We start from the raw sequence: 26,386 nt of genomic DNA, 5'->3' as shown, positions 1-26,386 counted from the left end.
CCATATTCCAGCGCGCCGGCGGCCGAAGCCGCGGGCGCGAGCAAGCAAATGACAGTGGCCGAGGGACAAGCCCTCGCTCGCCTCGAAGTGTGCCCCGCATGATAACCCGAAGCCCGATTCCTTTGCAGTGCCGGCCCGCCACGCCTGCGCCCGGCGCCTGGCAGGCGCAGCTGGCCGGCGCGATCCGCGACCCGCACGAACTGTGCCGCCGCCTGGGCCTCGCCCCGGAGTGGGTGCCCGGCGCCGAGGCCGGCCATGCGCTGTTCGAGGTGCGGGTGCCGGAAGCCTATCTCGCCCGCATCCGCCCCGGCGACCCGAGCGACCCGCTGCTGCGCCAGGTGCTGCCGCTCGGCGAGGAGGCCGAGGCCGCGCCAGGCTATGTGGCCGACCCGCTCGAGGAGGCCGACCATAGCCCACGGCGCGGGCTGATCCACAAGTACGCCGGCCGGGTGCTCTTGATCGCGAGTCCCGCCTGCGCGGTGAACTGCCGCTACTGCTTCCGCCGCCACTTCCCCTACGAAGAGAACGCGCCCTCGCGGGCCCAGTGGGAGGAGACGCTTTCCTACCTGCGCGACGACGCCTCCATTCACGAGGCCATTCTCTCCGGCGGCGACCCGCTGGCGGCCAGCGACCGCCAGCTTTCCTGGCTGGTGGAACGGCTGGAGGCCATCCCGCACCTCCGGCGGCTGCGGATCCACACCCGGCTGCCGGTGGTGATCCCCGACCGCATCGACGACGCCCTGCTCGACTGGCTCGGCGGCACGCGGCTGCAGAAGGTCATGGTGCTGCACATCAACCACGCCCGGGAGATCGACGAGGCGGTGGTCGAGGCCTGTCGACGGCTGCAGGCCGCGGGCGTGACCCTGCTCAACCAGAGCGTGCTGCTGCAAGGCGTCAACGACGACGTCGCCTCGCTGGCCGCGCTCTCCGAGCGGCTGTTCGAGGCCGGGATCCTGCCCTACTACCTGCACGTGCTGGACCCGGTGGCCGGCGCCGCCCACTTCGACGCGACCGACGAGGCGGCCCGTGCGCTGGTTGCCGAGCTGCGCCGGCATCTGCCCGGCTTCCTGATGCCGACGCTGGTCCGCGAGGTGCCCGGCGAGGCCAGCAAGACGCCGCTGTAAGCCTGGCAGCGGCCACGGCGATCAGGGCGAGTGCAGGAAGGCCAGCGCCGCCCGGGTCGCCGGCCACATCACGCTGCCATGATCCTCGCCCGGAAACACCGAGAAGCCGACGCGCCAGCCCGGCCGATGCGCGGCCAGCCAGTCGGCGAAACGCCGGGCGTTGTCGACCATGGCCCGCTCGCGCAGCCGCTCGGCCCGCGGTGTGCCGAGTTCGCCCTCGCGCGGCGTCTGCTCGTCCCCGCCGACGCCGATCATCACCCGCGGCGCCTCGCCGTCCTCGCGTTCCGACACGCCGAGCGCCGCCAGATGCGCCAGCGGGGCCTCGCCGTACCACCACAGCGACGGGCTGATGGCGATATAGCGCGCGAAGCTCGACGGTCGCGTCATCAGCGCATGCACCGTCAGCAGTCCGCCGTAGGAGTGTCCAAACAGCGCCTCGCGCTCGGTATCGACCGGGAAGCGCGCAGCGATGGCCGGCTTGAGCCGGGTCTCGATGAAGTCCAGGAAGGCCTCCGCGCCACCGTGCCCGTCATCGCGCTCAGCACGCCATGCCACCGTCGGCGTGTAGTCGACGGCGCGTCGCTCGCGGGCGAAGCGCTCGACTCCGGGGTAGCCGATGGCGACGATCAGCCACGGGCTGCCATCCGCCTCGGGGCCGCGCCGGGTCAGGGTGTCCCGCGCGGCCTGCACCAGCGGCAGACGCGCGTTGCCGTCGAGCAGATAGAGCACCGGGTAGCCTCCTGCCGGCGGCGACGCGTCGGGCAGCGCCACCTGGATCAGGTAGTCGCCACCGGTGTCGGCGGAGGCCAGGGTGAACTCACGCGACTCGGGCAGCGTCACGCCCGGCGGCATCGCTCCCTGGGCCATGCTGGCCACCGCCCAGCACAGCGCCAGCAGCCCCGTCCTCAGAGCCGCTCGCAGGTGGACCGGGCACCACGGCATGCCGTGGTGCCCGGCGGCGAACACCGACCGGCTCGACTCAGAAGTCATAGCGCAGCGAGGCGACGACGCTGGCGGGCGCCCCGGGCATGTTGAAGGTGTTCACCCCGCCCACGCGCTGGTAGTAATCGCGGTCCAGCAGGTTGTGGACGTTGAGCTGGCCGCTCAGGTTGGCGCCGAAGTCGTAGCCGACCATGGCGTCGACCACCGCATGGCCCGGCGCCTCGACGCCGTTGCTGGAGGCGAAGTCGCTCATCGCGGTGACGCCCCCGCCGAGGCTCAGGCCGTCCAGCGCGCCACCCTCGAAGCCGTACTGGGTCCACAGGTTGACGACGCTGTGCGGCATCAGCAGGAAGACCCCGTCGTCACGGTTGGTGGACGCCTGCTTCACCTCGGTATCCAGATAGGTGTAGCCGGCGATCAGGTCCCACTGCTCGGTCAGACTGCCCGTCACCTCGAACTCGGCGCCCTGGATGCGCATCTTGCCCACCCCGACGACATAGTCGGCGCCCGGATCGTCCGGCGTGGCCGCCCGATTCTCGTCCTCTAGCCGGAAGGCGCTGACCCTGGCGTTCAGCGCACCGCCGAGATAGCTGCCCTTGATGCCGACTTCGAACTGTTCGCCCTCACGCGGCTCGAGCAGGTCGCCATCGGCATCATGGGAGGTCTGCGGCTTGAACACCCGGGAGTAGCTGGCATACAGCGAGTGGTCGGCATCGAGGTCGTAGACCAGGCCGGCATAGGGCGTGAACTCACCCTCGCTGCGGCTCTGGCTGTCGTCCGCCACGCGATCCGTCAGGTCGACGTCGTAGTGGCTCAGCCGGCCGCCGGCGATCAGCGCCAGCGATGCCACGGGGCGCAGGGTCAGCTTGCCGTAGACGCCGCTCTCCTCGAGCGTGGTCTCGCTGTCGCTGTACCCCCGCCCGCGGGTCCACGCGCTATCGAGCACGTCGACGAAGGCCAGCTCATTGAGCTCGTCGAGGGTCACGCGCCCACCGGCCAGGCTACGCGATCGACCAGACCGGGTATCGGTCTCGTAGCGCTTGTGATCGGCGCCGACCACGAACTCGCTGACGTTGCCGAATGCCGAGAACGGTTGGCTATAGCTGGCATCCAGCGACAGCGCCTGCTGGTCGACCTCGCTGCCGATGCCCGCCACGGCCAGCGTCTCGTTCGCATCGAGGGCGCTGCCGCCGAAGGCGTAGTTGTAGTCGGCCCGGCGGTCGGAATAGCGTGCGGCGAGGCGCCCGACGCCGCCGCCCTCGAAGCGGTGGCTCAGCTCGGCGATCCAATCGTCGGAGCGACTCTCGAAGTCGTTCCAGTCGGCACCGTAGAAGGCCGAGCGATCGCCGTAGAGCAGCTCGCCGTCGCTGCCCACCGGCTGGCCGTTATCGACCACGATGTCCTTGCGGTTGTGCAGGAAACCGAGTCCCAGGGTGGTCGCCTCGTCGAGATCGATGTCCAGCGCCGCATAGAGATCATCCTGATCGTTGTCGTTGCGGTCGACGAAACGGGCGTGTTCGGTGTGATCGACGACCAGCCGGCCGCGGATACGCCCGGCGCCATCGATCGGTCCCGCGACATCGACCTGGGCACCCAGGCGATCATCGGTGCCGGCGCTGCCGGTGACGTGCCCCTGGAACTCGCGGGTCGGACGCTTGCGCACCAGGTTGACGATGCCGCCCATCTCGCTGGTGCTGTTGAACAGCCCCGACGGCCCGCGCATGACCTCGACCCGGTCGAAGGCCGCCAGCGACGGCACCGAGCCGGTGATGCTCGACATCGGGGCCGGCAGGCCGTCGATGCTGTAGGCGTCGTACTCGTAGCCACGGGCATAGATCGACGAGCGGCCGTTGTCGTTGGAGAGCACCCGCATGCCCGGCGTGCGCCGCCCCAGCTCGTCCAGGGTGGCGAAGCCCTGGTCCTCGATGGCATCGCGCGTCACCACGCTCACCGACTGCGGTATATCGCGCAGTGCGGCCGGCGTCTTGGTGCCCACGGTGGCGGCATCGATGCCGTAGCCGCCGGTCGTCTCGGAGGGCAGCATCTCGTAGAGCCGGTTCCCCTCGACCGTGATGGTGTCGAGGCGCGCGGCATCCTCGATCGACTGAGCCAGCGCGGTCTGGGCAATCCCCATCAGGGCCAGCGTGCCGCCCAGCAGCGCCGTGGAGCGGAAGGTGTAGCCTTCTCGTATGATCATGTCGCGTTCCCTTGTCGTACCTTCGAGCCGCTCGCACGCCACCCATAAATGAGAATGCGTTACACTAGCGACGGAAGCGCATTATGTCAGCGGTTCCTGGCCACCGCCTTTGCGCCTCGGGCGAATGGCTTTGCAAACGCGGCGAACCGACACCTCGGCGATACGCCCGCGACACCTGTCGACGAGAGAAAACCCCATGGGAGAACCCGCCTTCAATCACGGCATCGACGCCAGGCAGCTACGCGACCTGTCCGCGCCGCTGGTGCGCCATCAGCGGCTCGACGCCCCGAACTGGGATCGGCGAACCGCCCTGCTCGACGGCCATATGCGCGTCGCCGAGCTACAGCCGGGCATGCGGCTGCGGCTGGCCGAGGTCCGCGACCGCTTCGGCCTTACCAGTCGGGCGGAACTGCCGGCCGGTCTCAAGATCGCCCTGGTGATCGATGGCGCGGCCCGGGTGCGCTACGGCACCCATGAGATCTTCCTGGGGCCCGGGGGGAACGCGACCGGCCTGGTGGCCGCCCTGCCTCGGGCCACGACCTTCGCCCGCCTGGGACAGGCCGGCGGCTTCGAGCGCACCCTGACCCTCGGCCTGTCGCCGCACTGGCTGGCACGTCACGGCCACTCGGGACTGCTTCAAGGCGCCATGCCTCACCTGAGCCAATGGACACCGTCACCGGGCCTGCTCGCCCTGGCGGCACAGCTGTTCACGCCGGAACGGCTGACGCGAGACGATGCCGCCCATCATCTGCAGCTGAGCGGCTTTGCCATGGCGCTGGCCGGCGAGGCGCTGGCCGTGGCGCGCCCGCCGACGCCGCTTCCTCAGCGGCTCGAGGCATCGCACAGCGCCCCCGTCGACCGCCGCCTGGCACGGCTGATGGCACTGGTCGACGACGGCCAGGCCCGGGGTGCCACCCAGGACGACCTGGCCCGGCGACTGGGCATGAGCGTGAGCAACCTTCAGCGCCGCTTCCGCGCTCAGCAGGGCGAATCCCTCGGGCGCTTCCTGCGCCGCCACCACCTGACGCTGGCCCGCGATGCCCTGACCCGCGAGGGTGCCAGCGTCGAGGCGGCCGCCGCACTGGCCGGCTATACCCGCGCCCCCAACTTCGCGACCGCCTTCAAGCGCGAGTTCGGCCTCACGCCCAGCGAATGCCGGGCCGGTGCGAGCGCCTCGGCCTGATCGCACCGACGGGGGACGCCACGAAAAAACCCCGCCGAGCGAACTCGACGGGGTGGGCGATGACGCGATGCCGGCTCGGCGAGCCGGGGGCGATCAGGCCAGCGTTTCGGCGGTCACGTTGGCCGCCGGCTCCTCGGTGGAGTGCTTGCGGTTGATCGCGCTCAGTACGCCCTTGATCGAGGCGCTGGTGATGCTCTCGTCGGTGCCGACGCCGAACACCGCCTCGCCGTTGACGCGTACCTCCACGTAGGCAATCGCCTCGGCATCGGCGCCCTGGCCGCGGGAGTGCTCGTGGTAGTCGATGATCTCGACGTCATGGCCCTCGCCGGCCAGCGCCTTGACGAAGGCCGCCAGCGGACCGTTGCCCTGGCCCTGGATGACGCGGCGCTCGCCGCCTTCCTCGACGGTCGCGTCGAGGGTCACGGTGGGGCTGTCCGGCTCGGAGGACATGCGATGGCTGATCAGGGCGAAGGGCTCGCGCTGCTCGAGGTACTCGTCGACGAAGGCCTGGTAGATCATCTCGGAGGTGATCTCCTTGCCCAGCCGATCGGCCACTTCCTGCACCACCTGGCTGAACTCGATCGACAGGCGGCGCGGCAGCTCGATGCCGTGCTCCTGCTCGAGCAGATAGGAGACGCCGCCCTTGCCGGACTGGCTGTTGACGCGGATCACCGCCTCGTAGCTGCGGCCCACGTCGAGCGGATCGATCGGCAGGTAGGGCACCGCCCAGACGGCATCGGGGTGCTCACGACGCTCGGCCATACCCTTCTTGATCGCATCCTGGTGGGAGCCGGAGAAGGCGGTGAACACCAGATCGCCGACATAGGGATGGCGCGGGTGCACGGGCAGCTGGTTGCAGTACTCCACCTCGCGCATGATCGGCGTGATGTTGGAGAAGTCGAGGTTCGGGTGCACGCCCTGGGTGTAGAGGTTCATGGCCAGGGTGACGAGGTCGACGTTGCCGGTGCGCTCGCCGTTGCCGAACAGGCAGCCCTCGACGCGGTCGGCGCCGGCCATCACCGCGAGCTCGGCGGCGGCCACGCCGGTGCCGCGGTCGTTGTGCGGATGCACGCTGACGATCAGATGATCGCGCTTGGCGACGTGGCGGCAGAACCACTCCACCTGGTCGGCGTAGTTGTTCGGCGTGGCGCACTCCACGGTGGCCGGCAGATTGACGATCATCGGCTTGTCGGCGCTGGCGCCGAAGGTGGCCTCCACGGCATCGACGATCTCCACCGCGAAGTCCATCTCGGTGGTGGAGAACAGCTCCGGCGAGTACTGGAAGGTCCAGTGGGTCTCCGGGGCCGCCGTCATGTGTTCGCGGATGCGGGTGGTGGCGTCCACCGCGATCTGGATGCACTCGGGCTTGCTGACGTTGAACACCACGCGGCGAAACACCGGATCGGTGGCGTTATAGACGTGGACGACAGCGTTCCTCGCTCCCTTGAGCGCCTCGAAGGTACGATCGATCAGGTGCGGGCGCGCCTGGGTGAGCACCTGGATGGTGACGTCTTCCGGCACCTTGTCGTCTTCGATCAGCGAACGCACGAAGTCGAAGTCGGTCTGGGAGGCCGAGGGGAAGCCCACCTCGATCTGCTTGAAGCCGATCTTCACCAGCAGGTCGAACAAGCGCTGCTTGCGCTCCTGGTCCATGGGATCGATCAGCGCCTGGTTGCCGTCGCGCAGGTCGACGGCGCACCACTGGGGCGGCGTCTCGATGCGCTTGCTCGGCCACTGGCGGTCGGGCAGGTCGACGGCCACGAAGGGACGGTACTTGGCGGAGGGGTTATCGAGCATCATGGCGGCGTTCTCCCGGAGCGTTTATCGGATTCAGAAACGGCGACGCCCCGACTGCCGTAAGGCAGTCGGGGCGTCGTCGAAGTGTTCGGTCATGACCATCGCGACCCCACGGACCGGTCGGGCGGCGCGTACGACACAGACAGGGGCAATGTTCATGGGAATGACGGTAGCGGTGCGGGACATGTGACAACCTCGAATTCGACCTAGACAGATGGGCGATGCAGACGGCATCGCCCGGCGCGCTCAGCGGCGGGCTAGTAGTCGTAGGTCGAGGACGAGGCTGTACGATGTCATGTTCATGCTCTCTAGAAAATCAGCCCGCGGACGCCTTGTCAACTCTCGCCGGCCGACGGGCCGTCATTCAGGTCGTGGCATCTGCCGTGCCGAGCAGGGTCAGCAGGTCGCGGGCATGCTCGGCGGCCTCCTGGCCGGTGGCGGTGAGATAGCCGCCATCGTCCTGTGTCACCAGGCCCTTGCGATGCAGACGCCGTGCGGCCTCGATCATCGCCGGCTCGGCGCTGGAGTGCACCTTGATGCCCTCCTGATGATTGTTCGGATTGAACAGACCAAGCATCTTGAGTTCGTCTAGCAGTTCCGGCGTGTAGCTGGGCTGAGGCATGGCGCATTCCTTGTCATTGTCGTGAGCCTCCTTCGACGCTACCCCGACTGAGCCGACGACGCCAGCGAAAACCGCCTCAACGCTCCTCCAGGTCCCCCTGACGGTAGCCGATCAGGTAGAGCACCGCGTCCAGCCCCAGGGTCGAGAGCGAGTGCCGGGCCTGCTGGCGTACCAGCGGCTTGGCACGGAAGGCGATGCCGAGGCCGGCCGCGGCCAGCATCTTCAGATCGTTGGCGCCGTCGCCCACGGCGATGGTCTGCTCCATGGAGAGCCCCTCGCGCTCGGCGATCCGGTACAGCAGCTCGGCCTTGCGGTCGGCGTCGACGATCGGCTCGCGCACCTCGCCGGTCACCTTGCCGTCCTCGATCACCAGCTCGTTGGCGTGAACTTCGTCGAAGCCGAGGCGCTCCTGCAGGTAGTGAGCGAAGTAGGTGAAGCCGCCGGAGAGGATCGCGGTGCGATAGCCGAGCCGCTTGAGCTGGCTCATCAGCCGCTCCAGCCCGTCCATCAGCGGCAGTGCCTCGGCGATCTCGGCCAGTACCGACTCGTCGAGGCCGCGGAGCTTGCTCATGCGCTCGCGGAAGCTCTGCTGGAAGTCCAGCTCGCCGCGCATGGCCCGCTCGGTGACCTCGGCCACCTCCTCAAAGACGCCGTGGCGGCGCGCCAGCTCGTCGATCACCTCGGCCTGGATCAGGGTCGAATCCATGTCGAAGCACACCAGCCGGCGATGGCGGCGCCAGATGGAATCTTCCTGCAGGGCGATGTCGACGCCGTGGGCCGCGCCCAGCGCCAGCGCCTTCTCGCGCAGGGCCTCGAGATCGACGTTGTCGCCGCGCAGCCAGCACTCCACGCAGGCGCCCTGGATGGCGTCATGCTCGCCGGGCACGCCGCCGTCCAGCGGCTCACGGCCGGAGAGCCGGTGGATCAGCTCCACGGTCAGGCCCTGCTCGGCGGTCAGCGCGCCGACCTCGGCCAGGATGCCGGCCGGCAGATGAGGCGCCAGCAGAGTCAGGATCAGCCGCGGCTGGCTGGCCTGCACGCTCCAGCGGTGATAGTCCTCGGCGCCGACCTGGATCGCCTGGACGTCGAGCCCCAGCCGATCGCCGGCGGCGGACAGCGCGCCTTCCAGGTCGCTGTCGCGGTCGAGCCCCACCAGGGCCTCCAGCGACACGATGCCGAAGGTCACGCTCTGGTTGATGTCCAGCAGCCGCGCGCCGCTCTGGGCCAGGGCGCGGCCCAGGCCGGCCAGCTGACCGGGCTGGGCGGCGCCGGTGGCGCGGATGAGTAGTCGTCTAGTCATTGCAACCCCGATAGCTAGAAGCTCGAAGCTGGAAGCCGGAAGTGTGCCGGTTTCCAGCGCCGAGCCGGGTTTTCTTCACGCTTCAAGCTTCCTGCTTCAAGCTTTCGAGTCGATCGACCTTCTGCAGGCCCCGGGGCAGCTTGCTGCCGCGCCGGCCGCGCTCGCCTCGATAGTAGTCGAGATCGTCGGCCTTGAGCGTCAGCTTGCGCTTGCCGGCGTGCACCACCAGGGTATCGCCGGGTGCCAGCAGCGTCAGGTCGCGCAGGAACTCCTCGCGCCGCGCGGCCCGAGCGCCGGGGATGTCGAGCATCTTGTTGCCCTTGCCCTTGGCCATCTCCGGCAGCTGGTCGAGCGGGAACACCAGCAGCCGCCCCTCGTTGGAGACCGCCGCCACGCTGACGCCTTCCCCTTCCGGCACCGCCCGCGGCGCGACCACGTTGCAGCCCTGGGGCACGCTGAGCACCGCCTTGCCGGCCTTGTTCTTGGCGGTCAGCGCCTCGAGGTGGGCGACGAAGCCGTAACCACCGTCGGTGGCCAGCAGGTAGCGGGTGGTCGGTGGCGCCAGCAGCACCCCGGCCATGTGGGCGCCGGCGGCCACGTTGACCCGGCCGGTGACCGGCTCGCCCTGGCTGCGCGCGCTGGGCAGGTTGTGGGCGCTCAACGTATAGGCGCGGCCGGTGTCGTCGAGCAGCACCAGCGGCTGGTTGGTCTTGCCGCGGGCGGCCAGGTGGAAGCGGTCGCCGGCCTTGTAGGAGAGCCCCTCGGGATCGATCTCGTGGCCCTTGGCGGCGCGGATCCAGCCCTTCTCGGAGAGCACCACGGTGATCGGGTCGGCGCCGAGCAGCTCGACCTCGGACAGCGCCTTGGCCTCCTCGCGCTCGACCAGCGGCGAGCGACGCGCGTCGCCGTAGTCCGCGGCGGCCTGGCGCAGCTCTTCCTCGATCAGGTCGGTCAGCGCGGCCTCGGAGCCGAGCAGCTCCTCCAGGCGGGCGCGCTCGGCCTCGAGGTCGTCCTGCTCGCCGCGGATCTTCATCTCCTCGAGCTTGGCCAGGTGGCGCAGGCGCAGCTCGAGGATCGCCTCGGCCTGGCGCTCGCTGAGCCCGAAGGCCTCGATCAGCGCGGCCTTGGGCTCGTCCTCCTCGCGGATGATGCGGATCACCTCGTCGATGTTGAGGTAGGCCGTGAGCAGGCCCTCGAGGATGTGCAGGCGATCCTGGACCTTGCCCAGGCGATGCTCGAGGCGCCGGCGCACGGTGCTGCGGCGGAAGCGCAGCCACTCGCCGAGCAGGTCGGGCAGCGGCATGACCCGCGGCCGGCCGTCGAGGCCGATCACGTTCATGTTGACGCGCACGTTCTTCTCGAGGTCGGTGGTGGCGAACAGGTGCGCCATCAGCGCCTCGATGTCGACCCGGTTTGAGCGCGGCTCGATGACCAGCCGGGTGGGCTCCTCGTGGGTCGACTCGTCGCGCAGGTCGGCCACCATGGGCAGCTTCTTGGCCTGCATCTGGGCGGCGATCTGCTCGAGCACCTTGGCGCCGCTGACCTGGTAGGGCAGCGCGGAGATCACCACGCTGCCCTCCTCCAGGCCGTAGCGGGCGCGCATCTTCACCGAGCCGCGGCCGCTCTCGTAGATCTTGCGCAGCTCGCGATGCGGGGTGATGACCTCGGCGGCAGTGGGGAAGTCCGGCCCCGGCAGGCGCTCCATCAGATCGACGGTGGTGGCCTCGGGATGGCGCAGCAGGTGGCAGGTGGCCTCGACCACCTCGCCCACGTTGTGCGGCGGGATATCGGTGGCCATGCCCACGGCGATACCGGTGCCGCCGTTGAGCAGCACGTGGGGCAGCCGCGAGGGCAGCACCACCGGCTCCTGCATGGTGCCGTCGAAGTTGGCGGTCCAGTCCACGGTGCCCTGCCCCAGCTCGCTGAGCAGCGTCTCGCTGAACTTGGACAGCCGCGCCTCGGTGTAGCGCATGGCGGCGAAGGACTTGGGGTCGTCGGGGCTGCCCCAGTTGCCCTGGCCGTCCACCAGCGGATAGCGATAGCTGAACGGCTGCGCCATCAGCACCATGGCCTCGTAGCAGGCGCTGTCGCCGTGGGGGTGGAACTTGCCGAGCACGTCGCCGACGGTGCGCGCCGACTTCTTGTACTTGGCGTTGGCGTTCAGCGCCAGCTCGCGCATGGCGTAGACGATACGCCGCTGGACCGGCTTCATGCCGTCGCCGATATGCGGCAACGCCCGGTCGAGGATGACGTACATCGAGTAGTCGAGGTACGCCTTCTCGGTGTACTCGCGGAGGGACAGGCGCTCGACGTCGCCCTCCGCCACCTGGATATCCATGGTCATGGGTTCGGGGCCCTATCTGCCATCATGGAAACTTCGCGGGCCGTGCCCGCACGATACGTTCTGGAAAAGCTCGAAGCTGAAAGCTTGAAGCTGGAAGTTGCCCCCGGAACATTGCGGGCTTTCTTCCAGCTTCCGGCTTCAAGCTTCCAGCTCACACCTCGATCTCGGCGAGGTTGCCGTAATCTTCTAGCCAGCTCTTGCGGTCGGAGGCGCGTTTGCGGGCCAGCAGCATGTCCATCATCTCGAGGGTGCCGTCGCCCTCCTCCCGGGTCAGCTGCACCAGCCGGCGGGTATCGGCGGCCATGGTGGTCTCGCGCAGCTGCAGCGGGCTCATCTCGCCGAGGCCCTTGAAGCGCTGCACGTTGGGCGTGCCGCGCTTGCCTTCGAGGCGCTTGAGGATCGCCGCCTTCTCGCTTTCGTCCAGGGCGTAGAAGACCTCCTTGCCCAGGTCGATGCGGTACAGCGGCGGCATGGCGACGAAGACGTGGCCGGCATCGACCAGCGCCGGGAAGTGGCGCACGAACAGCGCACACAGCAGCGTGGCGATGTGCAGGCCGTCGGAGTCGGCGTCGGCGAGGATGCAGATCTTGTGATAGCGCAGCTTGCCCAGATCGTCGCTGCCCGGGTCCATGCCGACCGCCACGGCGATGTCGTGGACTTCCTGGGAGCCGTAGATGTCGTGGGACTCCACCTCCCAGGTGTTCAGGATCTTGCCGCGCAGCGGCAGGATGGCCTGGGTATCGCGGTCGCGGGCCTGCTTGGCGCTGCCGCCGGCCGAGTCGCCCTCGACCAGGAACAGCTCGCTGGCCGCCGGATCCTGGCCGGAACAGTCGGCCAGCTTGCCGGGCAGCGCGGGGCCGGAGGTGACCTTCTTGCGCGCTACCTTCTTGGCGCTCTTCTGACGACGCTGGGCGGCGCTGATGACGAGCTCGGCCAGCGCCTCGGCCTGGTCGACGTGGTGGTTGAGCCACAGCGAGAAGGCGTCCTTGACCACCCCGGAGACGAAGCCCGCCACGGTGCGCGACGACAGTCGCTCCTTGGTCTGGCCGGCGAACTGCGGGTCGAGCATCTTCACCGAGAGCACGAAGGAGACTCGCTCCCAGAGGTCTTCGGCGGTCAGCTTGACGCCGCGCGGCAGCAGGCTTCGGTAGTCGCAGAACTCGCGCAGCGCCTCGAGCAGCCCGGCCCGCAGGCCGTTGACGTGGGTGCCGCCCTGGGGCGTGGGGATCAGGTTGACGTAGCTCTCGAGCAGCGGCTCGCCGCCCTCCGGCAGCCACTGCACGGCCCAGTCGACGCCGTGCTCCTCGTCGGCGAAGTGGCCGACGAAGGGCGAGGCCGGCAGCACCTCATAGCCGTCGGTGGCCTGTGCCAGGTAATCGCGCAGACCGTCCTCGAACTGCCACACGCTCCGGGTGCCGTCGCCCTCGGTCAGCGAGACCTCGAGCCCCGGGCACAGCACCGCCTTGGCGCGCAGCAGGTGCTTGAGCCGCGACAGCGACAGCTTCGGCGAGTCGAAGTAGCTGGCCTCCGGCCAGAAGCGCAGGATGGTGCCGGTAGCGCGCTTGGCGGCGCTGCCGATCACCTCCAGCGGCGAGGCCAGCTCGCCGTGCTCGAAGGCCATGCCGTGGCGCTCCCCGCCCTTGAGCACCTCGACCTCGAGGCGCTTGGAGAGCGCGTTGACCACCGAGACGCCGACCCCGTGCAGGCCGCCCGAGAAGCGGTAGCTCGAGTTGGAGAACTTTCCGCCGGCGTGAAGCTTGGTCATGATCAGCTCGATGCCGGAGACGCCGTGCTCCGGGTGGATGTCGATGGGCATGCCACGCCCGTCGTCGCTGACCTCGACGCCGCCGTCCTCGAACAGCCGCACGCCGATCTTCTTTGCGTGGCCGGCCAGCGCCTCGTCGACGCTGTTGTCGATGACCTCCTGCACCAGATGGTTGGGGCGCGCGGTGTCGGTGTACATCCCGGGGCGCTTCCGCACCGGTTCGAGCCCGGCGAGCACCTCGATCGAGCTGGCACTGTATTGGGTCATGGCGTCGTCTGTGTCCTATGCATGTTCGAATCCGCACGCTCAGCCGCGGGGCGCCACCCGCCCGGCTTCCAGGGCATGGCCGCCCTGGGCGAAGATCGCCGGCAGGTAGTCGGCCAGCGTCGAGAAACCGTGATCGCCGCCGGGCTCGAGGATCGTCCGGGCGCCGCGATAGAGCGCGAAGGCGTCGGCGGCGTCCAGGGTCTCGTCGGCGGTGCCCAGCAGCAGCAGATAGCGTGCCGGCGTGACCCGCTCAACCGCCAGCGTCTCCAGCCCCCGCCGATGGGCGATGTCCACCGTGAAGCGCTGGCCGTGGTAGGGGTTGACGAAGACCTCGCCGATCCAGGCCTCGACCAGCCGCGCCGGCGCCACCGCCGGATTGATCAGCGCCGCCGGCAGATCATGGCGCTCGGCGAGCACCGTGGCCAGAAAGCCACCCAGTGAACTGCCGACCACCAGCGGCCGATCGCCCAGCTCACCGAGCCGGGCCTCGGCCGCTTCCAGGGCCCGCTCGGGGCGATGCGGCAGGTCCGGCGCGGCGCAGGGCAGGCCGAGCGTCTCGCAGGCCTCGCGCATCAGCGCCGCCTTGGGCGAGGCGGCGCCGCTGTTGAAGCCGTGCAGGTAGAGCACGCCGCTGGCCGGCTCGCGCGGCAGAGCGGCGCTCAGCATACCCGAACCCCTGTATAAATGGCCAGCCCGGCACGAGGAACGGGCACCATGACGCTCACGCGTCCGCCCGGGGCTCGGCCGCCCATACCGCCTCGATCAGGCCGCGGGTGGAGTCGTCCATGCCCTCGAGCCCGGCCTCGTGCTGGAGGATGCGCTGGGTCTCGCCGGCCATGGTCTTGCCCAGCTCCACGCCCCACTGGTCGAAGGGATTGATGTCCCAGATCGTCGCCTGCACGAACACCTTGTGCTCGTAGAGCGCCACCAGCGCGCCCAGGGTCCGGGGCGTGAGGCGATCCAGCAGCAGGGTGCTGGAGGGCTGGTTGCCGCGATAGCGACGGTGGCCCGGGCGCGGACCGTCCTCGTCGTCGGCCACGGCGGCGTCGCCGAGCATCAGCGCCCGGGACTGGGCGAAGCAGTTGGCGAGCGTCAGCCGGTGCTGGCCCATCAGGTGGTCGCGGGTGGCCGGATCCGGCACGTCGTCGTAGCGCACCTTGGGCGCGATGAAATCGCACTCCACGGCCTGGGTGCCCTGGTGCAGCAGCTGATAGAAGGCGTGCTGGGCGTTGGGCCCGAGCTGGCCCCACAGCACCGGGCAGGTGGAGTAGCTCACGCTCTCGCCGTCGTGGGTCACCGATTTGCCGTTGGACTCCATCTCCAGCTGCTCGAGGTAGGCGGCGAAATACTCGAGCCGGCCGTCGTAGGGCAGGATGGAGTGGGCGCGGATGTCGAGGAAGTTGACGTTCCAGATGCCGGCCAGTGCCAGCAGTACCGGCAGGTTGTCGGCAAGCTCCGCCTCGCGGAAGTGGCGGTCCATCTCGTGGGCGCCGGCCAGCAGGCCGCGGAAGTGCTCCATGCCCACCACCAGGGCAATGGGCAGGCCGATGGCGCCCCACAGCGAGTAGCGCCCGCCGACCCATTCCCAGAACTCCAGCTGGTGATCGTCGGCGATGCCCCATTCGCTCATCTTCTCGGGGCTCGCCGAGACGCCGATGAAGTGCTGGCGCATCAGCAGCGCCTCGTCGACGCCCTCCTGGCGAGCGCCGCCCAGCAGCCGCGCCTTGAGCCAGTCCCGCGCGGTGCGCGCATTGGACAGGGTGTCGATGGTGGTGAAGGACTTCGACGACAGCACGAACAGCGTGGTCTCGGGATTCAGCCGCGCCAGATAGTCGGCCAGCTGGGAGCCGTCCATGGTCGAGGCGAAGTGCACGTCGATGTGCTGCTCGACGTCGGGACGATAGTCGGCCAGGGCATGGGTGACCATCAGCGGCCCCAGATCGGAGCCGCCGACCCCGAGGTTGACCACGTCGCGGATCGGCTTGCCGGTGGCGCCGCGCCACTGGCCGTTGTGGAAGCGCTCGACCATGGCCTCCATGCGATCCAGGGTAGCGTGGACCGAGGCGACCAGATCCTGGCCCTCGACCTCGAGGCGGGCGTCGGCGGGCAGGCGCAGGGCGGTGTGCAGCGCCGGACGGTCCTCGCTGCGATTGACGCGCTCGCCGGCCAGCAGGCCGCGGATCGCCTCGGGCACGTCGGCCTCGCGGGCCAGGTCGAGCAGCAGCTCGAGGGTCTGGTCGGTCCAACGCTGCTTGGAAAGGTCGAGGGTCAGACCCGCGGCGCTACGGCCGAAGGTCTCGTAGCGGCTCGGCTGCTCGTCGAAGAGGTCGCGCAGGTGCCGGCGCCCCATGCCCGCGGCATGCTCGGCGAGGGCACACCAGGCCCTCTGCTGATCGATGGGGGTATGGCTCATGGAATTTCTCCTGGACATCCTGTCGTGTAGCCGACAACAGGGGAGTAGAATGTCGGGCTTCCAGCCCATGAATCCCTGCGATATGAGTGACGCATCTTACCGTGACGCCATCTTTTCCACACCCCTGGACCGGGTGGCGCGCTTTTCATTCGACGAGCGGGTGGTCTCCTGCTTCCCCGACATGATCCGGCGTTCGGTGCCGGGCTATGGCCAGATACTGGCCATGCTCGGCCCGCTGGCCCGGCGACACCTGCGTCACGGCGGCCACGTCTATGACCTGGGCTGCTCGCTGGGCGCCTCCGGACTCGCCCTGGCCGGTCAGCTGCCGCCGGCGGCCTTTCGCTATACCGGGGTAGACCTGTCCCCGGCCATGGTCGAGCGCGCCCGCGAGACGCTGGCCACCGAGAGCCCGGATCACGACCTGACGGTGATCGAGGGCGATATCCGCGTCCTCGACTACGCGCCGTCGGGGATGATCCTGCTCAACTTCACCCTGCAGTTCCTGGCGCCGGAAGATCGCGACGCCGTGATCGCCCGGCTCTATGAGGCTCTGGAGCCCGGCGGCGTGCTGGTGCTCTCGGAGAAGATCAAGGCCGCCGACGAGCAGGAGAACGCCTGGCTGGTGGAGCGCTACCACGACTTCAAGCGCGCCAACGGCTACAGCGACCTGGAAATCAGTCAGAAGCGCACCGCGCTGGAGAACGTGCTGGTGCCGGACACCCTGGACGCGCACAAGGAGCGGCTGGCCCGCGCCGGCTTCTCGCGCTCGCTGGTGTGGTTCCAGTACCTGAACTTCGCCTCGCTGATCGCCTTCAAGGAAGACTGACGTGCCGATTCCCGATGCCCATCGCCCGCTCTACCGGGCCTTCCTCGATCAGGGGCTCGACACCTGGCTGGCCCGGCTGCCCGAGCAGCTGGCCCGCGGCCTCGACCGCTCGCGCTTCGGCGACCTGCCGGCCTGGGAGAAGGCGGTGGCCAAGCTGCCGCCGCTGCCGGAACGGCGCGAGGTGCGCCTCGACGCCGACCACGTCACGGTGGACGCCGAGCTGGACGCCTCGCGCCGCCGCCAGAGCGAGAGCCTGCTGCGCGTGCTGGCGCCGTGGCGCAAGGGGCCATACAAGCTCGGCGGCGTGACCATCGACACCGAATGGCGCTCCGACTGGAAATGGCAGCGGGTGGCGCCGCACCTGGCGCCGCTGGCCGGCCGGCGGGTGCTCGACGTGGGCGGCGGCAACGGCTATCACGCCTGGCGCATGGCCGGCGACGGCGCCGGCTTCGTGCTGGTGATCGACCCCTCGCCGCGCTTCTACTGGCAGTTCCAGGCGGTGCGCCACTTCGTCGGCGACGCCGATGACGGTGCGGTTCACTTCCTGCCGGTGGGCATCGAGGACGTGCCTGAGGCGCTGGCCTTCTTCGACACCGTGTTCTCGATGGGCGTGCTCTACCACCGCCCCTCGCCGCTGGAGCATCTGGCCCAGCTCAAGGCCGCGCTGCGCCCAGGCGGCGAGCTGGTGCTGGAGACCCTGGTGGTCGAGGGCGACGCCACCACGGTGCTGCTGCCGGGCGACCGCTACGCCGCCATGCCCAACGTCTACTTCCTGCCCTCCTCCGCCGCGCTGTGCCAGTGGCTCGAGCGCGCCGGCTTCGACAACGTGCGGGTGGTCGACGAGGCCGACACCTCGCTGGACGAGCAGCGCGCCACCGAGTGGATGACCTTCCAGTCGCTGGCCGACTTCCTCGACCCCGACGATCCGACCAGGACTCGCGAGGGCCACCCCGCGCCGCGCCGCGCGGTGCTGGTCGCCAACCGGCCACGCTGATACCGCTTTCGGCTGCCGCCATGGGGGTCAGACCCCGGCGGCGGCGATACGGCGGGCGAAGTGCACCATGACGGGCCTGGCGGCTTGGCCGGGGTCTGACCCCATAAAAGCCCGTGCCTTCATGCCCTGAAAGCAACGAGGCCCCGTCGCTTGCGCGATGGGGCCTCGTGTTATCCGCAGGGCGGATCAGGGCATCAACGGCCGAGCAGCTGGCTGATGTCCTTGGCCTCCCAGTGCGGGAAGTACTTGCGCACCAGGGCGTTGAGCTCGACCTCGAAGCCGGCCCAGTCGACATCGCCCGCGGCCACGCTGCCGGCCTCGGCAGCGCCGCGGATCATGCCCGCGCCCACGGTGATGTTGGACAGCCGGTCGATGACGATGAAGCTGCCGGTGCCCGGGCTGCGGTCGTAGCTGTCGATCGGCACTTCGCCGGTCAGCGCCACGCGGCAGCGGGCGATGGCGTTGAGCTCCAGGCGCTCGGCCTGATGCTGCTCCAGGGTGTTGACGTCCACTTGGTAGTGAATGGTGTCGACGTTGCCCGCCACCGAGCGGCCGGCGAGGCGGATGTCGACCTGGCGACCCGGCTCGAGGGCCTGCTCGCTCATCCACACGATGTCGGCGTCGAAGGCCGCGGCCTCGGTCACCTCGGCATCGGCGGCCACGATCCAGTCGCCGCGGGAGATGTCGATCTCGTCGGCGAGGGTCACGGTGATCGCCTGCCCCGGGTAGGCGTCGTCCAGGTCGCCGTCGAAGGTGACGATGCGCTCGACCGTGGAGGTCTTGCCGGACGGCAGCACCTTGACCGCCTGGCCGGGGCGCAGCACGCCCGCTTCCAGGGTGCCGGCGTAGCCGCGGAAGTCCAGGTTCGGGCGGTTCACGTACTGCACCGGCAGGCGCAGGTCGGTGAGGTTGTGGTCGGCGCGGACCTCGACGCTCTCGAGCAGCTCGAGCAGCGCCGGGCCGTCGTACCAGCCCATGGTCTCGCTCTGGTTGACGACGTTGTCGCCCTTCAGCGCGGACAGCGGCACGAAGCGGATGTCGTCGGCGCCCAGCTGCTCGGCGAAGGCGCGGTACTCGGCGACGATCTCGTCGAAGCGCGCCTGGCTGTACTCGACCAGGTCCATCTTGTTGACCGCGATCACCAGGTGGCGGATGCCCACCAGGTCGGCGATGAAGCTGTGGCGCTTGGTCTGGGTCTGCACGCCGTAGCGGGCGTCGATCAGGATCACCGCCAGGCCGGCGGTGGACGCGCCGGTGGCCATGTTGCGGGTGTACTGCTCGTGGCCCGGGGTGTCGGCGATGATGAACTTGCGCTTGTCGGTGGAGAAGAAGCGATAGGCCACGTCGATGGTGATGCCCTGCTCCCGCTCGGACTGCAGGCCGTCGACCAGCAGCGCCAGATCCACCTCTTCCCCGGTGGTGCCGCTCTTCTTCGACGCCTGGGTGATGGCCGCCAGCTGATCGTCGAAGATCATCTTGGAGTCGTGCAGCAGCCGGCCGATCAGGGTCGACTTGCCGTCGTCGACGCTGCCGCAGGTAATGAAGCGCAGCAGGTCCTTGTTCTCGTGCTCGTGCAGGTACTGCTCGATGTTGTCGGCGATGAGTTCGGACTGATGTGACATGTTTAGAAATACCCCTCGCGCTTCTTCTTCTCCATCGAGCCGGCCTGGTCGTGGTCGATGGCGCGGCCGCTGCGCTCGCTGGTGCGGGTCAGCAGCATTTCCTGGATGATCTCGGGCAGCGTGGTGGCGGTGGACTCCACCGCGCCGGTCAGCGGGTAGCAGCCGAGCGTGCGGAAACGCACCCACTTCTCTTCCGGCACCTCGCCCTCCTCGAGCGGCAGGCGGTCGTCGTCGACCATGATCTGCATGCCGTCGCGCTCGACCACCGGACGCGGCGCGGAGAAGTACAGCGGCACGATCGGGATCGACTCGAGGTAGATGTACTGCCAGATGTCCAGCTCGGTCCAGTTGGAGAGCGGGAAGGCGCGGATCGACTCGCCCTTGTTGACGCGGGCGTTGTAGAGGTTCCACAGCTCGGGACGCTGGTTCTTCGGGTCCCAGCGGTGATGCTTGTCGCGGAAGGAGAACACACGCTCCTTGGCGCGGCTGGCCTCTTCGTCGCGGCGCGCGCCGCCGAAGGCGGCATCGAAGCCGTACTTGTCCAGCGCCTGCTTGAGCGACTGGGTCTTCATCACGTCGGTGTAGCCGCTGGAGCCGTGATCGAAGGGGTTGATGCCCGCCTCGACGCCTTCCTGGTTGATGTGCTCGATCAGCTCCATGCCGGATTCCGCGGCCATGCGGTCGCGGAACTCGATCATCTCGCGGAACTTCCAGGTGGTGTTGACGTGCATCAGCGGGAACGGCGGCGACCCGGGATAGAAGGCCTTGCGCGCCAGGTGCAGCATCACCGAGGAGTCCTTGCCGATGGAGTAGAGCATCACCGGGTTGGCGAACTCGGCCGCCACCTCGCGGATGATGTGGATGGACTCGGCTTCCAGCTGCTGCAGATGCGTCAGCCGCCGCGGCGTCAGACCGGCAGCGGCACTGCTGCCTTCGGCCGTGACGGCACTCTCGCGTGTCGGTGCATGAAGACTGTTCATGGCCCGGCTACCTCGCATGACATGGGCGGAAAAAGGATCATGCGCCGCAGGTTACCGCCCAAGCAATAATAACGTAAAAGAATTAATATCTATCTTTTTAGACGCAAAAGCGCTATTGGCCTTTTCCCTCAGAGGTCGACGCGCTCGACCCAGGTGGAGAGGCCTTCCCGCGTCAGATCGATGACCCGGAAGCCGGGGCGCGAGGCCTCGTCCACGGCGAAGTCCTCGGCGCCGGGCAGGAACTGGTCGCTGGACGAGGGGCAACCGTAGACGGGCACGCCGCCAGCGCTCTCGGGGCCACGGCCGACGAAGGCCTGATGGATATGCCCGCAGATCACCGCCTCGACGTGCGCATGACCGGCCACGACGTCCCAGAAGGCGTCGGCGTCGGTCAGGCCGAGCGCGTCCATCCAGGCGGAGCCCACCGCCACCGGCGGATGATGCATGGCCACGAGCGTCGGCCGGTCGTCCTCGGCGAGGCGCTCCGCCAGGGCCGTCAGCCGGGCCTCGCCGAGCTCGCCGGCCTCCTGACCGATGCGCTGGGTGTCGAGCAGCAGCAGGCGGCGCCGGCCCAGGTCCAGGGTCTCGTGGAAGGGCCGGCAGTCGGCCATCAGGCCGGGCTCGTCGTGATTGCCGGGCAGCCAGAACCAGGGGCACGCCAGCGGCGCCAGCAGTCGCTCTGCCTCGGCGTAGGAGGCGGCGGTGCGATCCTCGCTGATGTCGCCGGTCATCAGCACCATGTCGGGCCGCAGGCCGGCGGCGGCGGCCACCACGCGCTCGAGCTGGCGATGGGGCAGGCCGGTGCGCGAGCGCGCCTGGGCATCGGCGTGGAGATGACAGTCGGTGATCTGGATCAGTCGCATCGAGCCGGGGCGTCCTTGATGACGGCCCTCTGGCGGGGCCTTGGGAGTGGCAGAAGGTTCAAGGGAGTTCGGGCAGGTCCATGGAGTGGCCGTGGGCCAGGCCGTGGTCGAGCCATTCGCCCAGGAAACGATTGAGCTGCAGCTTCTCGTCGGGCTGGTGCATGCGCGCGTTGGGATAGCGGTAGCGGCCATCGAAGTGGCGCTGGCGCTGGAAGTCGTTGACCTCGGCCATGCGCACGTCGTGATAGAGGTGCACGCGCATGCGCGGCGATTCGAGCACGCCGTCGAGCACGCCCCGCTGGGAGACCCGCACGATGCTGGTGTAGGGCGCTCGCTCGAGGAGCTCCAGGCACAGCGCGCCGACTCGGCGCCCATGGCTGACCAGCTCCACCTCGCGCGTCTCGCCGACCTCCATGTCGCCCAGCAGACGGGTCAGCCGCACGTAGTTGGCGGTGCACTCGCCCTGCAGGGTCTTCAGGTCAGTCACATAGGCGTTTCTCGACACGCTACCTCCTCGCTCGCAATGAGGCCCGCTCCGCCGCCAGCCAGTGGAAGGCGATCAGGCACATGGCATTGTCGAGTCTTCCGGCCCGCATGAGTTCCCAGGCCCGGGCGAAGGGCATCACCTGCACGCGGATGTCCTCGTGCTCCTCGTCGAGGCCGTGAATGCCGCCCAGGCCCTGGCTGTCGATGAGCCCGCAGAACAGGGTGACCCGCTCGTCGCAGGCGCCCGGGCTCGGGTAGTAGGTATGCAGCTCGATCAGCTCGCCCACCGGGCAGCCGGCCTCTTCCTCGGCCTCGCGGCGGGCGACGTCGGCGCGGCACTCGCCGCGCTCGACCAGCCCCGCCACGATTTCCAGCTTCCAGGGCGAGGCAGGGTCGTCCAGGGCACCGGCGCGAAACTGCTCCACCAGCGCTACGGCGTCCCGCTCCACATCGTAGAGCAGCACGCCCACGGCGTCATGCCGGCGATGCACCTCGCGCACCACCGGCGCGCTCCACCCGCCCTCGAAGAGGCGGTGCCGCAGGTGCAGCTCCTCGAGGCGGAAGAAGCCCTGATGCAGGCAGCGCCGCTCGATCAGCTCCACGTCGCCGGCGTCGAAGGGGGCGGCGTCGAGGGCATCGGCGGCCTGGTGTGGATCGTATTGCGACATGAGCCCTCCGATGATCGCGAAAGCGCCCATTATCCCGGCGTGGCGACGGCGTGCCAACCTCGCTGCCGGCCTCGCGCCCTACTCTTCGAGTCGAGCGACCATGGCCCTGGCCTCGTCACGCAGCGCCGCATCGGAGGCCTCACGCCCCTCGCGCAGGGGGCCATCGACGGCCCGCCGGGCATGCACCAGCGCCTCGGCTTCCCGTCCCTCACCCTCGAGGAAGGCGGCGTAGTAGAGGTGGACGTCGATGCCCTCGGGGCGGATCGCCTCGGCGCGCCGGAACATCCGCTCGGCGGTTTCCTCGTCGCCGAAGGCCACCGGCCAGCCCGGCGCACGATCGTAGAGCGCCCCGAGCGTCACATAGGCCGACCCCTGGAGCCCGCCGGGGGCCCGCTCGAGGGCCGACTCCAGCACCCGACGCGCCTCCTTGGCCGCCCCCAGGGCGTCGAGGCCGCTGCTTTCCCGGGCCAGGGATGCCAGGATGATGCCGCGCCACACGCTCGCCTCCGCCCTCTCGGGATGAGACTCGGCCAGGGTCTTCGCCTCCGCGGCGAGGGCCTCGAGAGCGTCGACGCGACGCGTCTCCGGCATGGCGGTGGTGGTGTGCTCCCAGCGGCTGCGCAGCGAGAACAGGTCGTCCTGCGGCGTCTGGGCCTGGAGCAGCGGGGCGAACGCGAGCCCCATCCCGAGAACGACGGTCGGCAGGCGGCGTGCAGACATGGCGCTTTCCTCATGCATTGTGGTTGTGATGGTCGAGGCGACACCACGAGAATGTAACGAACGTTTGAATCAGCCGCCAGTCTGGCCTCGACCGTGCCCTCGCCTCACAATGAAGGCCTTTGCTTCGCATCCCACAGGAGGGCGCTGCCGATGAAAGGCCGCAACATGACTCGCTGGCGCGATCCCGCCAAGGACCCGCGCCAGGAGCCCAAGAGCAACCTGATCACCGCCGAGGGCGCCGAGCGCCTGCGCGGCATCCTGGATCACCTGTCGCGGGTCAAGCGTCCCGCCCTCTCGACCAAGGTCGGCGAAGCCGCTGCCTTGGGCGATCGCAGCGAGAACGCCGACTACACCTACAACAAGAAGGAGCTCAACCGGGTGATCGCCCGGATCCGCTACCTGACCAAGCGGCTCGACGAACTCACGGTGGTGGACCGGCTGCCCGAGGACACCGAGCGGGTGTTCTTCGGCGCCTTCGTGACCCTGGAGGACGAGGACGGCGAGGAGATGCGCCTGCGCATCGTCGGCCACGACGAGACCGATACCGGCAAGCACTGGATCAGCGTCGACGCGCCGCTGGCCAAGGCCCTGCTCGGCCGCCCGCTGGACGACGAGGTGACGGTGGCCGCACCGGGCGGCGAGACCACCTACATCATCACCGAGATCGACTACCGCCAGCCTTAGCGGGAAGGCCGTCAAGCGCCCCGCGACGCGCCATGGCGACAGAAATAACATCTTGAAATTCAGTGACCTGTATTTATGGCACTTGCGGCATCGTCGCCACACGCCAACGCCTTGCGTCGCTCGAAGCGCGGCAGACACCCGACACGGCCCCATGCCATGAAACACAACCTCATGTTATGCAAGAAGAAACCTCATCAATGGCATGAGACTGGCTTGATAGGAAGCAGACGAGCCCATCGGCTCGTGGTACGCCAAGCACGCATTCCAGGAGGATTCCCATGAAAACGCTGCTGAAGACGACCCTGCTCACCTTCGCCCTGCTCGGTGCCGGCGCCGCCGTCGCCAACCCGCCGTCCTTCGATCGGCTGGATCTCAACGGTGACGGCATGCTGAGCGCCGAGGAAGCCCTCACCGTGGACGGCATCGACCTCGAAACCGCGGATACCAACGGCGACGGCGCCCTCAGCCGCGAGGAATACGAGGCGGCGCGCCAGTCGCTGCCCGGCGGTGCCGACGGCAGCATGAACGGCTCGAGCGAGATGGGCGGTTCGGCCGGCATGGGCACAAGCGGCTCGGCCGGCCTGAGTGGCTCGGGAAGCATGACCGGCTCGGGTGACATGAGCGGCGCCGGCGAGATGGGCGGCTCCACGGAAATGAGCGGCTCCGCCGGTCAGGCCACCGCCCAGTAGGCCGCACACCCGGCCCTCAGGCCCTTTCGACCCACGCCCGCCGGGGACGCCCGGCGGGCGTAGGCGGTATCGGGCACGAGCCACGATCAGACCCGGGCCGAATAGACCTTGAAGCGGCGGTCATCGGCGAGTACCTCGAAGCCGCCGAAGGCCCGCTCGAGCAGGTCGGGATAGGGCAGGAAGGCGTTCGCCACCAGCACCAGCCGCCCGCCAGGGCGCAGATGCCTGGGCGCCTCGGCGATCAGTCGCCCCGCCGGCCCGTAGTCGATGGCCCGCTCCTGATGGAAGGGCGGGTTGCTGACGATGGCATCGAAGCGCCGGGCGCCGCCGCGCCGCTCGCCCAGGCCGTCGAAGACATCGCCGGCCAGCACCTCGCCATCGAGTCCGTTGACGGCCAGGGTGCGCCGCGTGGCCTCGACCGCGAAGCCGTTGACGTCGACGGCGGTCACCCCGTGGCCGCGGTGCGCCAGCCAGGCGGCGAGAATGCCGTCGCCGCAGCCCAGGTCCAGCACCTCGCCCGTCGCCGGCAATGCCGCGGGCAGCTGCTCGAGCAACAGCCGGGTGCCGTCGTCCAGCTTGCCGTGGCCGAACACGCCGGGATGGCTGGCCAGCGTCAGGCGCTCGCTGCCGATCTCCGCCTCGAACGAGGTCCAGGCCGCATCGGGTTCGAGGGCGACGCGGTCGAGGCTGGAGGCGAACAGGGTGCAGCGTCGCGCGCTGTCGACCTTGCGGCATCCCAGGCCCAGCGCCGCCAGCACCTTGAGCACCCGCTTGATACCGCCCTGATTCTCTCCGACCACCTGCAGCGGCGTGCCCGCCGGCAGCCGCGCGCACAGCCACAGCAGCCACCACTCGCCCAGGGCGTGGGCCTTGGGCCAGAACAGCACCACGCCTGGCGGTGCCGGGGCGTCGTCGTCGAAGGGCGAGAGCGCCGGGCGACCGCGCTGGCGCCAGGCCGCCAGCACCGCCTGATCGGCGGCCAGCAGCACGCCCTCGCCGCCCTCCAGCCAGGCATCGCGGGGCGGCGCCACCCACAGCCAGCCGCGGTAGTCGGCGTCCTGGCGCTGCAGCAGCTGGCAGACGGGGGTCTCGGCATTCATCGCACGGGCTCCTCGGGGCGAATCAGGGTGTAGAGCAGATAGCGGCCCAGCCGCCAGTGGGGATCGATGCGGCAGTACTGCCATTCCAGCGCCAGCAGGTCGCGGCGCTCGGCCTCGGTCTGCGGCGGCTGGCGCAGGTAGTCGTGGAAGACGCGCACGCCGGCCGTGGCGTGCACCTCGAGACCCAGCTCCGCGGCCCAGGTCACGATCTGGTCGTGGGTCAGCGGCGAGATGGGCGTCAGGCGCTTGCGCTGCCCCTTGCCCTCCAGGCGGTCGGCCAGGGCCTTCTCGAGGTTGCCCTTGACCACGTTGGAGAGCCTGAGCGCATCACGATTGAAGACCATCAGCGACAGCTGGCCGCCGGGGGCCAGCAGGCCGGCCAGGGTGGCCAGCGCCGCCCGCGGGTCGCCCAGCCACTCCAGCACCGCGTGACAGGTGATCAGCGGCCAGGGGCCCGGGGCCGCCTCGGTCAGCGCCTGCAGCGGCGCCTCGACGAAACGCACCGGACGACCGGCCAGCGCTTCCCGGGCGCGCTCGCGCATCTCGGCGGCGGGCTCGCACAGGGTCACGTCATGGCCGCGCTCGGCGAGCCAGCCGGCCAGCTGACCGAGCCCGCCGCCGACCTCCAGCGCCGGCTGGCCGTGCAGATCGAGCATCTCGGGCAGCAGGCGGTCGAGCAGCGCCAGGCGCAGCTCGCCGCGCAGGCCACCGTAGAGGCTGGCTGCGAACTTGTCGGCCAGGCCATCGAAGTGGCGGTCTCCCGCCGGGGAAAGAAAAGGCTCGGGCATGCCACGTCATCC

23 protein-coding genes are annotated in these 26,386 nt (G+C 69.3%); 6 read left to right on the top strand and 17 right to left on the bottom strand.

What is annotated here, in order from left to right:
- Window positions 1-98 precede the first annotated feature (98 nt).
- The gene (gene epmB, locus QWG60_RS04155) at window positions 99-1,124 is read left to right on the top strand and encodes an EF-P beta-lysylation protein EpmB (RefSeq protein WP_146909066.1); all 1,026 of its coding nucleotides are present in this window, start codon (window positions 99-101) and stop codon (window positions 1,122-1,124) included.
- A 21-nt stretch (window positions 1,125-1,145) separates the two neighbouring features.
- Here the strand turns inward: epmB and QWG60_RS04150 are convergent, their stop codons facing one another.
- Window positions 1,146-2,090: an alpha/beta hydrolase gene (locus QWG60_RS04150; protein ID WP_186810077.1), complete on the bottom strand. Its 945-nt coding sequence runs from the start codon at window positions 2,088-2,090 to the stop codon at window positions 1,146-1,148.
- A 13-nt stretch (window positions 2,091-2,103) separates the two neighbouring features.
- Entirely contained in the window at window positions 2,104-4,263 is a 2,160-nt protein-coding gene (locus QWG60_RS04145) for a TonB-dependent siderophore receptor (protein WP_146909063.1), read from the bottom strand.
- A gap of 196 nt (window positions 4,264-4,459) precedes the next feature.
- Between QWG60_RS04145 and QWG60_RS04140 the strand changes: the two genes are divergently transcribed.
- Window positions 4,460-5,446 (top strand): helix-turn-helix transcriptional regulator, encoded by a 987-nt coding sequence (locus tag QWG60_RS04140; RefSeq protein ID WP_146909060.1) that lies wholly within the window; start codon window positions 4,460-4,462, stop codon window positions 5,444-5,446.
- Between the two features lie 93 nt (window positions 5,447-5,539).
- Here the strand turns inward: QWG60_RS04140 and leuA are convergent, their stop codons facing one another.
- From leuA to pgi, 7 genes are all read right to left on the bottom strand, one after another.
- Entirely contained in the window at window positions 5,540-7,246 is a 1,707-nt protein-coding gene (gene leuA, locus QWG60_RS04135) for a 2-isopropylmalate synthase (protein WP_046079180.1), read from the bottom strand.
- Window positions 7,247-7,607: 361 nt separating this feature from the next.
- On the bottom strand, window positions 7,608-7,865 hold the full coding sequence (locus QWG60_RS04130; protein WP_046079181.1) for a TIGR02647 family protein: 258 nt from the start codon (window positions 7,863-7,865) through the stop codon (window positions 7,608-7,610).
- 76 nt (window positions 7,866-7,941) lie between these two features.
- Entirely contained in the window at window positions 7,942-9,165 is a 1,224-nt protein-coding gene (serB, locus tag QWG60_RS04125; RefSeq protein ID WP_146909058.1) for a phosphoserine phosphatase SerB, read from the bottom strand.
- 82 nt (window positions 9,166-9,247) lie between these two features.
- Window positions 9,248-11,509 carry a DNA topoisomerase IV subunit A gene (gene parC / locus QWG60_RS04120; RefSeq protein ID WP_046079183.1) on the bottom strand — a complete coding sequence of 754 codons (2,262 nt, stop codon included), beginning with the start codon at window positions 11,507-11,509 and terminating at the stop codon, window positions 9,248-9,250.
- 151 nt (window positions 11,510-11,660) lie between these two features.
- Window positions 11,661-13,541: a DNA topoisomerase IV subunit B gene (parE, locus tag QWG60_RS04115; RefSeq protein WP_146909056.1), complete on the bottom strand. Its 1,881-nt coding sequence runs from the start codon at window positions 13,539-13,541 to the stop codon at window positions 11,661-11,663.
- Window positions 13,542-13,580: 39 nt separating this feature from the next.
- Window positions 13,581-14,207 (bottom strand): YqiA/YcfP family alpha/beta fold hydrolase, encoded by a 627-nt coding sequence (locus tag QWG60_RS04110; RefSeq protein WP_146909054.1) that lies wholly within the window; start codon window positions 14,205-14,207, stop codon window positions 13,581-13,583.
- A gap of 55 nt (window positions 14,208-14,262) precedes the next feature.
- On the bottom strand, window positions 14,263-15,954 hold the full coding sequence (gene pgi / locus QWG60_RS04105) for a glucose-6-phosphate isomerase (protein ID WP_082090893.1): 1,692 nt from the start codon (window positions 15,952-15,954) through the stop codon (window positions 14,263-14,265).
- 82 nt (window positions 15,955-16,036) lie between these two features.
- Between pgi and cmoA the strand changes: the two genes are divergently transcribed.
- Both cmoA and cmoB read left to right on the top strand, forming a co-directional pair.
- Window positions 16,037-16,780 (top strand): carboxy-S-adenosyl-L-methionine synthase CmoA, encoded by a 744-nt coding sequence (gene cmoA, locus QWG60_RS04100; protein ID WP_046080386.1) that lies wholly within the window; start codon window positions 16,037-16,039, stop codon window positions 16,778-16,780.
- Between the two features lies 1 nt (window position 16,781).
- Window positions 16,782-17,774 carry a tRNA 5-methoxyuridine(34)/uridine 5-oxyacetic acid(34) synthase CmoB gene (cmoB, locus tag QWG60_RS04095; protein ID WP_046079187.1) on the top strand — a complete coding sequence of 331 codons (993 nt, stop codon included), beginning with the start codon at window positions 16,782-16,784 and terminating at the stop codon, window positions 17,772-17,774.
- A gap of 194 nt (window positions 17,775-17,968) precedes the next feature.
- On the opposite strand, the gene cysN is transcribed toward cmoB, so the two are convergent.
- The 6 genes from cysN to QWG60_RS04065 all read right to left on the bottom strand — a co-directional run bounded on the left by cysN (window position 17,969) and on the right by QWG60_RS04065 (window position 23,113).
- Entirely contained in the window at window positions 17,969-19,396 is a 1,428-nt protein-coding gene (gene cysN / locus QWG60_RS04090; protein WP_046079188.1) for a sulfate adenylyltransferase subunit CysN, read from the bottom strand.
- Window positions 19,397-19,398: 2 nt separating this feature from the next.
- Window positions 19,399-20,376 (bottom strand): sulfate adenylyltransferase subunit CysD, encoded by a 978-nt coding sequence (cysD, locus tag QWG60_RS04085; protein ID WP_146909051.1) that lies wholly within the window; start codon window positions 20,374-20,376, stop codon window positions 19,399-19,401.
- 128 nt (window positions 20,377-20,504) lie between these two features.
- Window positions 20,505-21,239 carry a metallophosphoesterase gene (locus QWG60_RS04080; protein WP_046079189.1) on the bottom strand — a complete coding sequence of 245 codons (735 nt, stop codon included), beginning with the start codon at window positions 21,237-21,239 and terminating at the stop codon, window positions 20,505-20,507.
- A 58-nt stretch (window positions 21,240-21,297) separates the two neighbouring features.
- The gene (locus QWG60_RS04075; RefSeq protein WP_035594237.1) at window positions 21,298-21,744 is read right to left on the bottom strand and encodes a DUF1249 domain-containing protein; all 447 of its coding nucleotides are present in this window, start codon (window positions 21,742-21,744) and stop codon (window positions 21,298-21,300) included.
- Between the two features lies 1 nt (window position 21,745).
- Window positions 21,746-22,393 carry an NUDIX domain-containing protein gene (locus QWG60_RS04070; protein ID WP_246124676.1) on the bottom strand — a complete coding sequence of 216 codons (648 nt, stop codon included), beginning with the start codon at window positions 22,391-22,393 and terminating at the stop codon, window positions 21,746-21,748.
- Window positions 22,394-22,471: 78 nt separating this feature from the next.
- Entirely contained in the window at window positions 22,472-23,113 is a 642-nt protein-coding gene (locus tag QWG60_RS04065) for a hypothetical protein (protein ID WP_046079191.1), read from the bottom strand.
- Between the two features lie 150 nt (window positions 23,114-23,263).
- Between QWG60_RS04065 and greB the strand changes: the two genes are divergently transcribed.
- Window positions 23,264-23,797, top strand: coding sequence for a transcription elongation factor GreB (greB, locus tag QWG60_RS04060; protein ID WP_082090894.1), 534 nt, complete (start codon window positions 23,264-23,266; stop codon window positions 23,795-23,797).
- 278 nt (window positions 23,798-24,075) lie between these two features.
- Window positions 24,076-24,486: an EF-hand domain-containing protein gene (locus QWG60_RS04055; RefSeq protein ID WP_146909047.1), complete on the top strand. Its 411-nt coding sequence runs from the start codon at window positions 24,076-24,078 to the stop codon at window positions 24,484-24,486.
- An 86-nt stretch (window positions 24,487-24,572) separates the two neighbouring features.
- Here the strand turns inward: QWG60_RS04055 and QWG60_RS04050 are convergent, their stop codons facing one another.
- Complete coding sequence (locus tag QWG60_RS04050) at window positions 24,573-25,586, bottom strand: class I SAM-dependent methyltransferase (RefSeq protein ID WP_046079193.1); 1,014 nt, start codon at window positions 25,584-25,586, stop codon at window positions 24,573-24,575.
- On the bottom strand, window positions 25,583-26,374 hold the full coding sequence (locus QWG60_RS04045) for a methyltransferase domain-containing protein (protein ID WP_107182274.1): 792 nt from the start codon (window positions 26,372-26,374) through the stop codon (window positions 25,583-25,585). Before QWG60_RS04045 ends, QWG60_RS04050 begins: the two co-directional genes overlap by 4 nt.
- Window positions 26,375-26,386 lie beyond the last annotated feature (12 nt).

Source organism: Halomonas halophila, from assembly GCF_030406665.1.
GTDB lineage: Bacteria > Pseudomonadota > Gammaproteobacteria > Pseudomonadales > Halomonadaceae > Halomonas > Halomonas halophila.
The sequence above is the reverse complement of the archived record's forward strand: the minus strand, read 5'-3'. Positions and strand labels throughout refer to the sequence as shown.

Bases quoted from the DNA above. Each gene is read 5' to 3' on its own strand.
- epmB (WP_146909066.1), top strand. From the start codon at position 99: ATGATAACCCGAAGCCCGATTCCTTTGCAGTGCCGGCCCGCCACGCCT.
- QWG60_RS04145 (WP_146909063.1), bottom strand. From the start codon at position 4,263: ATGATCATACGAGAAGGCTACACCTTCCGCTCCACGGCGCTGCTGGGC.
- QWG60_RS04140 (WP_146909060.1), top strand. From the start codon at position 4,460: ATGGGAGAACCCGCCTTCAATCACGGCATCGACGCCAGGCAGCTACGC.
- leuA (WP_046079180.1), bottom strand. From the start codon at position 7,246: ATGATGCTCGATAACCCCTCCGCCAAGTACCGTCCCTTCGTGGCCGTC.
- QWG60_RS04130 (WP_046079181.1), bottom strand. From the start codon at position 7,865: ATGCCTCAGCCCAGCTACACGCCGGAACTGCTAGACGAACTCAAGATG.
- serB (WP_146909058.1), bottom strand. From the start codon at position 9,165: ATGACTAGACGACTACTCATCCGCGCCACCGGCGCCGCCCAGCCCGGT.
- parC (WP_046079183.1), bottom strand. From the start codon at position 11,509: ATGACCATGGATATCCAGGTGGCGGAGGGCGACGTCGAGCGCCTGTCC.
- parE (WP_146909056.1), bottom strand. From the start codon at position 13,541: ATGACCCAATACAGTGCCAGCTCGATCGAGGTGCTCGCCGGGCTCGAA.
- QWG60_RS04110 (WP_146909054.1), bottom strand. From the start codon at position 14,207: ATGCTGAGCGCCGCTCTGCCGCGCGAGCCGGCCAGCGGCGTGCTCTAC.
- pgi (WP_082090893.1), bottom strand. From the start codon at position 15,954: ATGAGCCATACCCCCATCGATCAGCAGAGGGCCTGGTGTGCCCTCGCC.
- cmoA (WP_046080386.1), top strand. From the start codon at position 16,037: ATGAGTGACGCATCTTACCGTGACGCCATCTTTTCCACACCCCTGGAC.
- cysN (WP_046079188.1), bottom strand. From the start codon at position 19,396: ATGTCACATCAGTCCGAACTCATCGCCGACAACATCGAGCAGTACCTG.
- cysD (WP_146909051.1), bottom strand. From the start codon at position 20,376: ATGAACAGTCTTCATGCACCGACACGCGAGAGTGCCGTCACGGCCGAA.
- QWG60_RS04080 (WP_046079189.1), bottom strand. From the start codon at position 21,239: ATGCGACTGATCCAGATCACCGACTGTCATCTCCACGCCGATGCCCAG.
- QWG60_RS04070 (WP_246124676.1), bottom strand. From the start codon at position 22,393: ATGTCGCAATACGATCCACACCAGGCCGCCGATGCCCTCGACGCCGCC.
- QWG60_RS04065 (WP_046079191.1), bottom strand. From the start codon at position 23,113: ATGTCTGCACGCCGCCTGCCGACCGTCGTTCTCGGGATGGGGCTCGCG.
- greB (WP_082090894.1), top strand. From the start codon at position 23,264: ATGAAAGGCCGCAACATGACTCGCTGGCGCGATCCCGCCAAGGACCCG.
- QWG60_RS04055 (WP_146909047.1), top strand. From the start codon at position 24,076: ATGAAAACGCTGCTGAAGACGACCCTGCTCACCTTCGCCCTGCTCGGT.
- QWG60_RS04050 (WP_046079193.1), bottom strand. From the start codon at position 25,586: ATGAATGCCGAGACCCCCGTCTGCCAGCTGCTGCAGCGCCAGGACGCC.
- QWG60_RS04045 (WP_107182274.1), bottom strand. From the start codon at position 26,374: ATGCCCGAGCCTTTTCTTTCCCCGGCGGGAGACCGCCACTTCGATGGC.